Raw genomic sequence first — 14744 nt, 5'->3', positions numbered from 1 at the left:
TTATTAGACTGATTAGGATTTGAATGATTATTAACGGACAAGACTTACGCTATGTTTTATAACAAGTGCCTTAGTACTGGGATATTATTAAAATTTCCCATTATGAAAAAATGGCTTTTGGTCAAGGTTTTTAGTCATACTTGAGATAACATAGCGTATTGGACTTTGGACAAAAACCCCTGTTTTTTACAAAATAGAAAGTTTTATAAAAAACTAGTATTCTGAGTTAATTTTTTAAGATTATTATTAATCTATAGTTAATATTTTTACAATTTTAGGTAAATTATTTTATATAATAGATAAATTATAAGTTGTTAAATATAGGCTAAATTATTTTGTCCAAAGTCCAATAGCGTAAGTTTTGCGTAATTATTTAACCTCAGTTTGATATAAGGGCAAATGTACTCTTGAAGCGGTTCTACACTGATTTTTTCTATATATAACACTGAATTCGATGTAACTTGTTATATCGAATTCAGGTTAATTACATTTCACTTAATTTGTCAATGCTTGACGTGGGGATTTATGAAAAATGTAATAAGTAATATACGGAGTGCTATAGCTTGTAGTAAATTATTATTACAGCTAACAGGAATCAAGATTACTGAAGATATATTACCATCACCTAATCAAAATATTAGTTCTAACCTTAATGAGCTTAATAAAACTTATGGAGTAAAGCTAAAACAGAAGCATATAACATATCATTACCTTACTCATAAAGATTTACCATTAGCATTTCTTGCTAATGATGGAGAGTACATAGTACTTGCTAAGATGGATCAAGATAACGCTTTAGTGCAACATCCATTTAAGTCTAATATTGAGTTATGGTCTAGAGAGCAACTATGCCACCAATGGAGTGGTGTAGTGATTATTTTATCTACTTCATCACTTAAATTCAACATATCATGGTTTGTACCGGTTTTTTGGCAATATCGCTATATCTTAGCTGAAATACTGCTCTTTTCACTAGTACTACAGTTACTGGGATTGGTGTTACCTTTATTCTTTCAAATAGTGATGGATAAGGTTTTGGCTTATCAAGTTACAGCTACACTAGATGTATTAGTGTTTGGTTTAGTAATTACTAGTATTTTTGAGGTTTTATTAAAAGGATTACGGGAATACCAATATAATCATACAGTAAAACGTATTGATATTTTACTTGGTATTAAACTAGTAAAGCATCTTCTTGGACTTCCTTTAATTTATTTCAAAAATCGCTCAGTTGGTTCATTAGTAGCTCGTGTTCGTGAATTAGATAGTATTAGAGAATTTTTAAGTAGCTCACTATTTACTCTATTTGTTGATATTAGTTTTATGGGTATATTTTTAGCAGTAATGTGGTTAATATCCCCTACATTAACTATAATAGTGCTTATTTCTATACCTTTTTATATCATGGTAGCTTGGTGGTTTACTAAGCCGCTACAAGCAAAATTAGAGACTCAGTTTCGTTACAGTGCAGCTAATACTGCCTTTCTCACTGAAACTATAGCTGGAGCTGAAACAGTTAAAAGTTTAGCAATAGAGTCACGTTTAACGGGACGCTGGGAGGAGCAAACTCGAAATTTAGTAAGCACTAGTTATCAAACACAAATATTCTCTTCTTTATCTGAACATTTAGTTCAGGGAGTTGGTAAAGTAACTAGTACTCTAATTTTATGGTGTGGAGCTAGAGCAGTGATTAATCTGGAGATTACTCTTGGTCAATTAATTGCATTTAATATGCTATCGCAGCATTTTGCTCAGCCTTTAGCTAAATTAGTTGAGTTATGGCGTAAATTTATCCAAGCACAAGTGGCAATAGATATACTTGGTGATACTTTGAATTTACCGGTAGAACAAGAGTCTGAAGGCAAAAAAGCTGATTTACAAGGTGAAATTACCCTAAAGCAAGTTAGTTTCCGTTATCAACCAACAGCTCCTTTGGTGCTACAAGACATTTCATTATATATTCCATCTGGCGAGCAAATTGGTATAATAGGTGAATCAGGCTCTGGTAAAAGTACACTGGCTCATTTATTATTACGACTCTTTTTACCAGAACAAGGGCAAATATTATTGGATAAAGAGCTATTAAATAATTTAGATGCGTACCATTTACGAAAACAAGTGGCAGTGGTACTGCAGGAAAATTATCTCTTTAATAGTACTGTGCGTGATAATATAGCGATATCACAGCCACAAGCTCCTTTAGAGGCAGTAATTAGAGCTGCTAAACTTGCTGGAGCTCATGAGTTTATTTTACGTTTGCCATTTGGTTATGATACAGTTATTGCTGAAGGTGGTAGTTCGTTATCAGGAGGACAGCGTCAACGTATTGCTATTGCTCGAGCCTTGTTAATTGAGCCTAAAATACTAATTTTTGATGAAGCAACAAGTAGTTTGGATGATGAATCACAATTGGTGATCCAAGCTAATATGGCTAAAATAGCTTATGACCGTACAGTAATTACTATTGCTCATCGCTTATCTACCGTACAACAATGTGATCGTATCATTGTATTACAACAAGGAAGCATTATCGAGCAGGGGACACATCAGGAGCTGTTAATATTAGGTGGTAAATATGCTTACTTGTGGCAACTACAACAAGATTTACGGCAGGCAGTTGGATGAATATAATAAAACAATTATTATTGTTAAAAAATTACTGTCAGCAAGATAAACTAAATAATAAGCTTAAAAATATTACTAGTAAAATTAGATTTTGTTGGTATCGAGCTAGGTCTTATTTTCAATCTCACTATGCAGAATATGAGTTTTTACCATCTCATCTTGAATTAATAGAATCTCCACCTTCTGCTACTGCTAGAATTACAGCAATTGCAATAAGCATACTAGTATTATTAGCATTAATTTGGTCTTATTTTAGTCATTTAGACATTCATGCTACTGCTACAGGTAGATTAATTTTACCTAGCCGTTCTCAAACTATTCAGGCCTATGAATTAAGTGAAGTAGCAGAGATTCTTGTTAAGAATGGACAACATGTTAAGTGTGGTGATAGGTTGTTAGTGCTTAATATAGTAGGAATTACGCAAGAAATTCGTCGTCTTCAAGAACAAAGATATTTTCAGCAACTGGAATTAGCCCGTTATCAAGTATTACTTAGTGACGAGCCATTAAATGCACTTATAATACCAGATCATATTGAAGAATTAGTCGCAATAAGATCCAAGGCTCATCTTGTTAGTATTTGGCAGGAACATCAAGCAATCTTAGCGAAATTTGATGCTGAATTAGCAGCTAATCAATCTGAACAAATAGCTAATCAAGCTAGCATAGTGGGGCTACAAAAATTGCTACATAATATTCAACAACGCCTTGCTCCAAGTCGTGAGTTGTTAAAGTCTAAATTTGTATCTAAAACTGAGTTATTAGCGAAAGAAAAAGAAGTATTAGAAACTGAGCTATCAATTACAGTTAAACAGCAGGAATTGGAAGTGCTAAAGGCTCGTGCAAATACAATACGTGAGAATAAAGTTAGTTATATTGCCCAAAAATACCGTGAGTGGCATGATAATTTAAATAAATCCCAATCTGTTTTGTCAACAATAGAACAAGAGCTAGCTAAAGTCCAAGAGCGAGATCGCTTACAAATCTTACGAGCACCAATGGATGGTATAGTACAACAACTAGCTGTTTATACTGTTGGTGGGATTGTACAAGGTGCTCAGACATTAATGATGATTACGCCTCATGATGCACCGCAACAAGCAGAAGTCAATATTGCCAATAAAGATGTAGGTTTTATTAGCCCTGGGCAATCTGTAACAGTTAAAATTGAAGCATTTCCATATAGCCGTTATGGTACTATTAGTGGTCAAGTACAAAGTATCTCTCTTGATTCAGTTAAACTTAATGAGTCAAGTTCTGAATTAATATTTCCAGCTCAGATTGAATTAGCTCAAAATCATATCATGATAGATAATAATTTAGTTACTTTAACTCCTGGTATGTCTGTTGTTGCTGAGATTAAAATTGGTAAACGCCGAGTTATTGACTATTTATTAAGTCCAGTTCAAGAATATAAATCAGAAGCTTGGAGAGAACCATAATGGGTCAAAAGATGATTATTGGTAAACATGGTATACCAGCAATTATTAAAGCTGCTAAACAGTTTCAAATATTAGCAATTGAAGAGTTGTTACGTCATAAACTTGGTATAGATTGCCAAGAATTAACATGGATAGATGTTTGCCGAGCAGCTCGACAAGTAGGATTGCGGGCAAAATATTATGAAGAAATTAGTGGTGATCTGCAAACATTACCCTTGCCTATATTAGTTTGTTTAGATAATCAATGGAGTGTGATTGAAAAAGTTGAAACAGAATATTGGTGGCGTTATGATGTAGCTACTGAGGAGCTTAATAAGGAGCTACTTCCTACAGCTAATAATAGTAAATATAACCTACCAATAATATTATTAGCAGAGCAAGAAGTGCAAATTACAGATGTTAAATTTGGCTTTAATTGGTTTTTGCCTTCGATATTGCGGCATATAAATCAGTTACGTGATGTATTAGCCTTATCATTAATGTTGCAGTTAATTGCTTTAGTAGGTCCTAAATTATTCCAAAATGTTATAGATCGAGTATTAGTTAGTCGTAGTATTTCAAGTTTAAATGTACTAGCTATTGCTATATTAGCACTTGCTTTAGCTGAGCCTTTATTTAGTTATTTACGAGGTAAAATCTTTACCAATCTAGCCAGTAAGATTAACTCTGAACTTTCCGGTAAATTATATCGTCACTTGTTAACTTTACCACTAAGCTATTTTAGTAAGCGACAAACTGGTCAGATTGTTGCTCGTGTGCGTGAAATGAACCAAATTCGTCAATTTTTAACTGGTTCGGCTTTAATGTTGGTATTAGATGTTATTTTTATTCTGATGTTTTTAGTAGTAATGTTTAATTATGCTAAAATATTAACTTGGATAGTACTTGGATCCTTAGTGTTATATGTCGTGTTTTGGTTAAGTATTGGTCCAATATTAAGACAGCGAGTTACCAAAGAATATGACGCGAGTAGCCTAGCTACAGCTTATTTAACTGAAACTATTACTGGTATTGAGGTATTAAAAACTACTGCTACAGAATCAGCGTTTTTAAAGCGTTGGAAACAAGTTTTAGCTTGTCAGTTACGGACGATATTTTCAGCTAAGAAGGTAGCGATCATTGCTAGCCAAGGAGTTAGCTTAATACAAAAATTAACTTCAGCCTTGTTATTATGGTTTGGCGTTAAGATTGTACTACAACATGAGTTAACAGTTGGAGGGTTAGTCGCCTTTAATATGCTTGCTAATCATATAACTCAACCAATTTTAAGATTAGCACAAATATGGCAAGAGTTTCAGCATAGTTTAATAGCATTACGCCGTATTGGAGATATTTTAGATACTAAATCAGAAGCAGTTGGTAAGGGAGTCGCTACTATGCCAAAATTAACTGGAAAAGTAGAGTTTCAATATGTGCGTTTTCGTTATCAAGCTGATACACCAGAAATATTAAGAGATTTATCCTTTGTAATACAACCAGGAGAATTCATCGGTATTACTGGTCCGTCTGGTTCAGGTAAAAGTACGCTAACTAGATTATTACAACGTCTCTATACTCCTCAGCATGGTCAGATTTTAGTAGATGGTATGGATATAGCCATAGCTGATCCTACCTCATTACGTTGCAATATGAGTGTGGTATTACAAGACAACATGTTATTTGCTGGATCAATATTAGAAAACATTAAGCTCTGTTGTTCAGAAGCTGGTGAAGAAGAAATTGTACAAGCAGCAAGATTAGCTGGTGCAGATGGTTTTATTAGACGATTACCACAAGCTTATCAAACCATGATCGGTGAAAAAGGCAGTGGTCTATCTGGCGGTCAACTTCAGCGAATAGCTATTGCTAGAGCTTTGTTAGTAAATCCAAGGATTTTAATTTTAGATGAAGCAACTTCAGCACTTGATTATGAATCTGAAGCAGCTATTATGGCTAATATGAATCAGATCTGCCGTAATCGTACAGTGATTAGCATTGCTCATAGATTGAATACTATTAAGTATGCTAATCGCATCTTGGTATTAGATCAAGGCATGATTGTCCAACAAGGCAGTCACGCGGAACTATTACAGCAGCAAGGTATATATGCCAAGCTTTGGCACACTCAAACTAATAGTAAACCCATGGCATAGCCTTAGTGTGGTAGCTCATGAGTGTAGAAGTCAAGACGGAGTGTTGAAAAAGTAAGAAAATAGAATAGAATAAAGTTAAGATAAGATAAGAATTAAGCTGTATTTTTATACAGAATATAGAGTGTAAAAATGCAAGCTTATAAAGCTTGTCAAAAGGAATCATTTGATAATTTTAGGTTAAAACAAATGATACCTAGCAACCATTTAGGTTCTGTTGCATCTGTAAAATGAAATATTTTTACCACAACTTAAAGTATATAAGTGAAAAATCGTATCTTACTTGTTAATAGGATTTAATTCACAAAAATATATATTAAACATTATAATAACAAGTATTAATCATAAGTTGTAGTGTAGATTCCCAGTTTTATAGATGCGACAGAACCGCTTCATCTGGTTGTTATTGAGAGTAAATAAATTATAAGTAATTTTAAGAAGATGACAAAAAAACATAACATTCAAGAAATTTCGGTTAAAAGTACTAAGGATCAGATCTTAACAGCCTATAATGAGGTGCTAACAAAATTAACTGAAAAACAGCTTGCCAGTCCTCAAGAACAAAAAAAGCAGGAAGAGAAACAACAAATAGTAACTAAAGCAACTAATAATTCATCAGATGATATATTAACTGACTTAAGTACTTTAAAATCAAAGACTATTAAGAAAATTGATAATTTATCGGAACAATTGTTGGATGAGTTTCAAAAATTAGCCAATTTGCGTGAAGCTATTATTTTGGAACAAAAGCATCTGCACAGCGATTCCAAATATGACTTGTAGAGGTAATATGACAGAGCAATTTAAAATACATATTTCGTAGAGAATTCAGTAAAATTACCTAGAGTGATAAGGAATTGAGCCATTTCATATTTGGAATTGCTGCCTTTATTATTGCATTTTCAGCAATTCATTAATTTTATTAATAGACATACCTGTCATCTTAGCAATTGACTCCACAGAATTGCCATTCTTTAACAGCAGCTTTACAAATTCAGCTTTACCCTCAGCTTTACCTAACTGGATGCCTCTAGCTTCGCCAATTTGTTCCCAATGATGTGCTAAACTGCCCATGATTTTTACTCCTGTTTCTTGAGTTAGCTTACTTGTTAGTAATTTCTCTAATTCTATTTTATCAGATTGTTCTATTTTTGTCAAAGTATAGCAGAGAAGCATTTCTAGATAATCATAACCAATATTTACCTTAATAATTTCAGGTAACATATAGGCCCACCGTAACAGAACGTGCAAAAAGCGAAAAGTATACCTTATATCCATAATACCGATAGGCTTTTCAGAAGAGGGTATTTTTTTGTATAGCCCTTCTCTAATTTAAAGCCTTATTTCTCTGTAACCCTAATAATCTTAAACGTTACATAAATTACGTCAATTCGGGATAAGGATATTGTGAACATGTAGATTAAAATCAAATTTTGTTGAAGGTTTATTTTTCTTTAATGAGTAAGCAACAAGAGTAGATAATATATGGACAAAGGCATTTATTGGTGATCTATGTCTAGTATGTTCAAGGTTCATTTTATTTTTTAGATAATCAAAAACTGTTTCAATTAAGTTACGCTTTCGAAGTAAGATTTTTTCTTTCAAATCCATTAATTTATTTTCCATATTCTTCTTAATTCCATGAATCATTTTTAAGCCTCTTTCATATAAATTTAAGAACAAATTTTGCTTAATATAACCTTTATCAGCTGCTATAATTCCAGTTAATCTTTTTGTTAACTCCGGTACTGGAACCCTATCATCTACATTGCCTTTGGTCACTTTTAATGCCATAAACTCCCCTTTATTATTGATTATTACATGTAATTTAAAACCATAAAAATACCCCATAGAGGATTTACTATGTTTGGCTAATCCTTTAAAAACTTTATTGCTATAACGCCTTTTATTGTGACAAGCTTTAATCGTTGTAGAGTCAATAAAATAAATACCTGTTTCCTCACCAAACAACAAATGAATCAACATATTTAGCGGTATGAATAATCGTGCCATTAATTCAACAAATCTATTATAACTCAAGGCTTTGGGAAAATCATCCTTATGCATGCACTCTATATAACTTTTATAGAAAAATTTAAAATTCTTAGCATAGGATGTATGAAACATAATTATTATTGTTAACATTTCACTTAGACTCATGCTACAACAGCGATTTCTTTGCTTATTTGATGGTAATAACTTTCTCTGTTCATACTCCAAATAAATTTTACAAAAATCATCTATAAAACTATATAATTCTGTGATATCTTTTTTCATGCCTGTAGTTTGTTTTTTTGTTTAAAAATATAAATACTGCAGGCACTCCTTTTTGACAATCCTTTTATCTATTACTATTTCATCTATATCTTATCCCGAACTGACGTAAATTGATATTCTTATTTTATTTAGCAAAAAGCTAGCTCTAAATTTAATATTTTTCACAGCAAAAAGTAACGTTTTTATTTTAGTGATTGACACACTATGCATTTTAGCCTAGTTTGTCAATTGATTGCTAAGTATTATCTAGGTTTTATTTGATAAAAAGTAGCTACTCTAGTATTTCTGAGAACTTTTTTACTAAGATTTATGCCGGTATGCTTAACAAAACTGATGTTAGAGGCTTTTAAAACTTGATCTATGAAACAATATTGGACTAAAATTGAATTAATAGATAGTTGGTCATTATCCTCAGGAGAAATTCGTTGTTTAGAAAAGAAGGATAACAAATTAGTATATGCCCTTAAAATGAGATATTTTGATTTGCAAGGTTACTTGCCGGATAGAATTGCAGATATACCTTTCGTTGCAATAGATTATGTTGCTTCACAACTATCTATAAAGTCTAATAAAGCTAAGGATTATGATTGGCAATCAAGAATAGCCCAAATCCATAATACTGAGATTAGAGAATATTATGGCTTTAAAAAGCTTGATCAAGCTGATTTGTTATCAATAAAGGAATTTATTGAAACCAATCTATTAACTCAAGGCTTACAGATAAGCCAAATTAATGACGAGGTATACAAATTCCTAAAAAAATCTAAAATTGAGCCTTCTGCTGCTAATGAGATAAGTAGGTATATCAGTAGTATTTATACCCAGTATGAGAGGCAATTTTTTACTGAATGCAAACAACATTTGCCATTAAATAGTCAGCAAAAACTAAATAAGATTTTAGGAATGTATGATAATGATCAAACTATATTAAACTTTATTAGAATGCCAGTGGGTAAGGTATCAACGACAACTATTACCGCAGAACAAGAAAAGTTAAGCTATCTTGAAAAAACAGGAGTACTTTATAAATATTTCTTCAATAATATCCCAAGGAAATTATTGAAGAAATATCACGACAGAGTGTCTACCTTTACCCCTTCCCGATTAGTTGAGATTCAGGATAGTGATTCAAATAAATTTTATGGTTTACTAGCCTGCTTTTGTAAATATAAAGGGGGCAAAATTATTGATAATTTTATTGAGATATTAATCAAGAAATTAAAGAAGTTAGAGCAATTCGGTAAAGTTAAAATTAAAGAAGAGCTCTGGGAACACTATACAAGAGAGAATAAAGACGACTTACTGGATAATTTAGTGGATATTTCCTTAGCCTATCCAGATGGTATTATTAAGGAAAAGATTTATCCTGAAGTTGGTGGAAGAGAGAAATTAGAACAAAGTAAATTATCGCGTCAGTCATTTAAACAAGCTCGCAGAGAATCAGAATATAAACATTTACGCTCCCTTTATGTACATGGCTATCGCAAAGAGATATTTTTAATACTAGGCAACTTAAGATTAAGAGCAAATAGTAGTAATTTAATTCTAGAAGCTATTAACTTTATCATAAAACACCAAAATGATGATGCTTATAAGGCTGAGTATTATCCAACGGATTGCGGGGTTATTACTCCAGGGCTTATTTCATCATTAGATTTAAAGGTTATACAACACTCTAAAGGAAAAATTAATAGGCTGTATTATGAGATTGCGATATTAGGTTTACTAAAAAAAGAACTAAGGTGTAAAAATATTTGGACTGAGAGTGCGTTTAAGTATTGTGATCCTGAGAAAGACTTGCCAGTCTATTCTCAAAAAGTTAAAAGCTTACACTGTAAGATGTTAAATATTTCTGATAATCCACATAAGGAAGTATTAGCCCTTAAGCATAATATGCTAAAATCTTTAAAAGAGTTTAACTCCAGTATTGTTCATGATTCAGAAGTTAGAATAGGTATAAAGGCTAAAAAACCACATATTTATCTAACTCCATATGTTGCACAGCCTACTCCTATTAACATAGAATTATTAAAAGATGAGATAGCCTGTCTATGGTCTAATACTAGCTTACTTGACATCTTAAAAGAGGCAGACTTAAGAGTTGGTTTAACCTCAGAGCTTATAGAGATTCAGGGTAAGAGAATATTAGATGATAAGTTATTACAACAAAGACTATTACTTTCTTTATTTGCTATAGCAACCAATACTGAATTTAACAAGGTTTGTTCTGGTATTCCAAATATCTCAGAGTCTGATTTACGATATGTTAGAAAGCGTTTTGTTACCCCAGAATCTCTCAAGTATATTATAAGAAAGTTAGTTAACGCTACTATTACCATTAGAGACAAACAAATATGGGGGGAGATAATTAATAGCTTTGCTTCTGATTCTACTAAGTTTGCTGCTTGGAGTGAGAATTTAATGACTGAATACCATATACGCTATCAAGGTTATGGTATTATGGCTTATTGGCATGTCGATAAGAAAGCGTTGTGTATTTCATCACAAATAATTAGATGTGGTGCTTCAGAGATTGCTGCAATGCTTGCTGGAATTATTCATCATGCCACCAATGCAAAAGTAGAAAATCATTCAACTGATACCCATGGTCAAAGCTTGGTAGCATTTGCATTTGCTTATCTACTAGGCATTGACCTTAGACCAAGAATCAAAGGTATAGGACGCATAAAATTATATAAAGCTGATACTAATATAGCTAAATCTAGTTACTCTAATCTTGAAGAAGTAATGACCAAGCCAATTAACTGGCAGTTAATTATCAAAAATTATGATCAGATCATCAGGTATGTAGCTGCTCTAAAGCTTGGCACTGCTGAACCAGAAGTATTACTCAAAAGATTCATTAGCGACAACATCCAAAGCCCAGTATATAAAGCCATTCTGGAGTTAGGAAGAGCAGTAAGGACTATTTATGTATGCAGGTACTTATCATCAAAAGAATTACGTATTGAAGTCGAAGAAGCTTTAAATGTAATAGAAAACTGGAACTCTGGTAATAACTTTGTCTTTTTTGGTAAGAGAGGGGTTATCTCATCAAACGATGAAATAGATCAAGAACTTTCAGTCTTATGTTTACATTTACTCCAATCATCGTTGGTATATATCAATACATTAATGCAGCAGCAAGTTTTAAAAACTGATGAATGGCAACATCGCTTAATACTGGAAGATAAGAGGGCTTTAACCCCATTATTTTATAAGCATATCAATCAATACGGTCTTTATAAGCTTGATATGAACGAACGCATTAAGATAGAGGGACTGTATGCTTGAGAGTACAACCACTGTACCGCAAAAGGCAAAACAAGTTGCTAAATTGCTTAGAAGTGAAAGACCTGATTATTTTTACTTGAAAGAATTGTTTAGACAGCTTAGGAAAATATTGGATGTTAAAGTACAAAATAAATCTAAGAAATTGCCATATGTACCTTCAGATGAAGAGATAAAAAAATATTACGAGGCAGTGTGGGATACCCAAAATATAAAGCACATGATAATAATAAAAACAATGCTATATACTGGAGTTAGAGTAGGTGAGTTGGTAAAAATTAAAATAGATGATGTCGAGCTTAATAAGTGTCAGATACGCATTAATGATGGCAAAGGTAAAAAAGACAGGATAGTACCTTTTCCAACAGATTTTAGAGAAGTGTTAGCTCTTTATATTAAAAGTATAAAGAACAAGAAGAAAGTAGAGTACTTATTTGAGTCAAATTGGAATAAACCTTATTCTGAGCGTGGTATTCGGAAGATTCTAATGACTTATACTCAACAAGCCAATATGAATCATACTATAACTCCTCATAAATTAAGACATTTTCTATTTACCTGGATGAAAAAGCAAGGTATTGATGATGCCTTGATACAACCTTATTCTGGTCATGAATCTAGGCAATCTTTAGAGATATATTCTAAGCTATCGATAACTGATGCTCAAAAGACGTACAATAAGGTTATAAATGACTTTCCAATATGATAGTAGAAAACACAAAATAAAAAAGGATACTTTTAGCTATAAAAAGAGAGGGGAATTTTTAAAAGATGACTAAGTTTAAATATTAGTTGTAAAACCAATGGATATAAGGGGTTGTAGGTAATTGACAATTTTAATTAAGATACAAAATGTGCAAAAAGTAGCTACCGTCAATAGTGCATTACGATTAGGGATACAGGTGTTGGATTTCGCTTTTCGCACGTTCTGTTACGCTGGGCCAATATATCTTCTAGCATTTTATCGATGTCTATTTTTCTTCTGTTGTCATAAAAACTAAAGTAACCGGTAAAGTGGATATGCTGCCAAGCGGCGGGGGATAATTTTCTAAGAAATTTTAGTACCTTTCCCGACTTCAGTGTTGTTGTGCCAAAAAATGGCTGACAGAAGAGGAAATGATAAAATTTGCAGGCACAACAAATTATTTATTTTAGTTGTCGCTACACATATTTGTTCGAATATAAAAATTTCAAAATAATCCTATAATAATTATTAGCTTTACTACTTGATTATTTCTTTTACTCTCCTGATGATATTAAATAAGGAATAGTGCTAATCGGTAAATTCATTGCTTTATAAATAATCTTTGCCTCATCTGATACCGGGGATGGAATGCCAAATACTCTTTTATCTTTAATGTGTACTACACTGGTAATCTCCACCCCAATTAGTGCCTTACGTAATCGTTCCGGTGATAGTTTAATTGACTGTAAATTTACTCGATATTCTAAATGCCTGATACATACTAACGCCATAAAACATAAAGCAATATGTGCCTTGATTCTGCTAGGACTCCAATGATAAATTGGTCTAATCTTAATATCGTGTTTACTAATTCGAAATGTTTCTTCAATTTGCCACAATCCTTTATAACGAGACAATATATACGCTACATCAACATTTTCTAGGTTACTAATAACTCCATGCAAACCATCCCATTTGCTATCTTCCTCTATCTTTTGCTCGTTTACTGTAAACTTATCATTATTATTAATTATTAAATATTTTTTATAACCACTAGCAGAAATTAACGACTTAACTCCTTTACTTTTGTTCATTTTTTTCATTAATTTCTTCAATGCTTGCTCTCTATCTTGAGCATCTTTATAAGCCCTTTTGCTACTATAGCTCATAATCAGTTTGCGACCCTTTTCAGCTAGTTCAATTATTTTTCCCTTATATTCTTCTGCATCAACGGTTAATGGCTGATAATCATCATTATTTAAGATTTTAGCTGTAATATCCTTAGTCATATTCTTAATTTTAGCACCTACTATATATTGATAGCCAGCCTGTTCTAATAGAGCTAAATTTTCATTATTCAACATACCGCTGTCTGCTACAAACACTACTTTATCAATAGCAAACCTGCCTTTCAAGCTATCTAAAGCTTTCAATAAAGTATGACCTTCATAGGTCGCCCCAGGAAATATCTCATAACCGATTGGAATACCATTATTAGTAACAAAAATGCTCAGCATTACCTGTACTTCATTGAATTTATGATCTTTACTAAACCCCTTACTCTTCAACTCATCTTCAGTAAATGATTCAAAATAAAGAGTTGTTGCATCATAAAATAGTACATCGATTTTTTCTTTAAACAACTTTTGAGTGCTAAGTAAAGCACACTGCTCGATTTTCTCAACCACCTTATCATCTATTTTATCCATAGTTTTGTATACCGAATCAAGCTTTAAATCTACTCCATAATTATTGACCAATAAATTGACTGTTTCACGCTTACTAGTTGGGTTAGCAATACGAGCTAAAACAACATTGCGTATTATGTTTATGCTTGACACTTCCCTGGCAGGATTAGGTAAGATTCTATTAAAACCAAGTTGGTCATAAATTTTTCCATACACCTCATGAATGCCGATGATAGTGCTTCCTTGACTACGTAAATTGCTGATATCATCAATAGGTTGTGGTTGTATTTGTTCTTTCTCGTACCGCTGTCTAGCTGACATTGCCATCGATACTATATCCTTGTCTGGGATAAGATTAGGTTGAGTGCTACTAGCGATTTCAACCTTAATGAATTCAGCAAGCTCTATTAGTTTAGTTATTTCTTCTTGGTCTGATGCACTACCAATATGTCGAACAACCCGTTGTTTTACTTTATTAGTTATGGGATCGCGTATCCCTTCTACTAGTTGAACAGCGTTAACATTACGGGTAGCAGATTTTTTGACTCTAACGAACATATCAGTAGCATATTTAAAACTAATTGTTGGTTAGTATATCTACTAAAAT

The 14744-nt window shown here is 32.5% G+C and carries 9 protein-coding genes; 6 read left to right on the top strand and 3 right to left on the bottom strand.

Going from position 1 to position 14744, the window contains the following annotated elements:
• Positions 1-525 precede the first annotated feature (525 nt).
• From NBW66_RS07235 to NBW66_RS07220, 4 genes are all read left to right on the top strand, one after another.
• A complete protein-coding gene (locus NBW66_RS07235; RefSeq protein WP_250310514.1) occupies positions 526-2625 on the top strand; it encodes a peptidase domain-containing ABC transporter in 2100 nt (699 codons plus the stop codon).
• A complete protein-coding gene (locus NBW66_RS07230) occupies positions 2622-4067 on the top strand; it encodes an HlyD family type I secretion periplasmic adaptor subunit (protein WP_250310513.1) in 1446 nt (481 codons plus the stop codon). Before NBW66_RS07235 ends, NBW66_RS07230 begins: the two co-directional genes overlap by 4 nt.
• Positions 4067-6199 (top strand): type I secretion system permease/ATPase, encoded by a 2133-nt coding sequence (locus NBW66_RS07225; RefSeq protein ID WP_250310512.1) that lies wholly within the window; start codon positions 4067-4069, stop codon positions 6197-6199. Before NBW66_RS07230 ends, NBW66_RS07225 begins: the two co-directional genes overlap by 1 nt.
• Before the next feature lie 438 nt (positions 6200-6637).
• Positions 6638-6979, top strand: coding sequence for a hypothetical protein (locus NBW66_RS07220; protein WP_250310511.1), 342 nt, complete (start codon positions 6638-6640; stop codon positions 6977-6979).
• Between the two features lie 108 nt (positions 6980-7087).
• Here the strand turns inward: NBW66_RS07220 and NBW66_RS07215 are convergent, their stop codons facing one another.
• Entirely contained in the window at positions 7088-7420 is a 333-nt protein-coding gene (locus NBW66_RS07215; RefSeq protein WP_250312147.1) for an RpnC/YadD family protein, read from the bottom strand.
• 162 nt (positions 7421-7582) lie between these two features.
• Positions 7583-8473: an IS982 family transposase gene (locus NBW66_RS07210; protein ID WP_250310582.1), complete on the bottom strand. Its 891-nt coding sequence runs from the start codon at positions 8471-8473 to the stop codon at positions 7583-7585.
• A gap of 360 nt (positions 8474-8833) precedes the next feature.
• On the opposite strand from NBW66_RS07210, the gene NBW66_RS07205 reads away from it, so the two are divergent.
• Both NBW66_RS07205 and NBW66_RS07200 read left to right on the top strand, forming a co-directional pair.
• Positions 8834-11767: a Tn3 family transposase gene (locus NBW66_RS07205; RefSeq protein WP_250312146.1), complete on the top strand. Its 2934-nt coding sequence runs from the start codon at positions 8834-8836 to the stop codon at positions 11765-11767.
• Positions 11760-12470: a tyrosine-type recombinase/integrase gene (locus NBW66_RS07200; RefSeq protein ID WP_250312145.1), complete on the top strand. Its 711-nt coding sequence runs from the start codon at positions 11760-11762 to the stop codon at positions 12468-12470. Before NBW66_RS07205 ends, NBW66_RS07200 begins: the two co-directional genes overlap by 8 nt.
• A 533-nt stretch (positions 12471-13003) precedes the next feature.
• Here NBW66_RS07200 and NBW66_RS07195 read toward each other — a convergent pair.
• Positions 13004-14695: an IS1634 family transposase gene (locus NBW66_RS07195; RefSeq protein WP_250312144.1), complete on the bottom strand. Its 1692-nt coding sequence runs from the start codon at positions 14693-14695 to the stop codon at positions 13004-13006.
• Between the last annotated feature and the right edge of the window lie 49 nt (positions 14696-14744).

This window comes from Rickettsia endosymbiont of Oedothorax gibbosus (assembly GCF_936269705.1).
Lineage (GTDB): Bacteria > Pseudomonadota > Alphaproteobacteria > Rickettsiales > Rickettsiaceae > Tisiphia.
The sequence above is the reverse complement of the archived record's forward strand: the minus strand, read 5'-3'. Positions and strand labels throughout refer to the sequence as shown.

Bases quoted from the DNA above. Each gene is read 5' to 3' on its own strand.
- NBW66_RS07235 (WP_250310514.1), top strand. From the start codon at position 526: ATGAAAAATGTAATAAGTAATATACGGAGTGCTATAGCTTGTAGTAAA.
- NBW66_RS07230 (WP_250310513.1), top strand. From the start codon at position 2,622: ATGAATATAATAAAACAATTATTATTGTTAAAAAATTACTGTCAGCAA.
- NBW66_RS07225 (WP_250310512.1), top strand. From the start codon at position 4,067: ATGGGTCAAAAGATGATTATTGGTAAACATGGTATACCAGCAATTATT.
- NBW66_RS07220 (WP_250310511.1), top strand. From the start codon at position 6,638: ATGACAAAAAAACATAACATTCAAGAAATTTCGGTTAAAAGTACTAAG.
- NBW66_RS07215 (WP_250312147.1), bottom strand. From the start codon at position 7,420: ATGTTACCTGAAATTATTAAGGTAAATATTGGTTATGATTATCTAGAA.
- NBW66_RS07210 (WP_250310582.1), bottom strand. From the start codon at position 8,473: ATGAAAAAAGATATCACAGAATTATATAGTTTTATAGATGATTTTTGT.
- NBW66_RS07205 (WP_250312146.1), top strand. From the start codon at position 8,834: ATGAAACAATATTGGACTAAAATTGAATTAATAGATAGTTGGTCATTA.
- NBW66_RS07200 (WP_250312145.1), top strand. From the start codon at position 11,760: ATGCTTGAGAGTACAACCACTGTACCGCAAAAGGCAAAACAAGTTGCT.
- NBW66_RS07195 (WP_250312144.1), bottom strand. From the start codon at position 14,695: ATGTTCGTTAGAGTCAAAAAATCTGCTACCCGTAATGTTAACGCTGTT.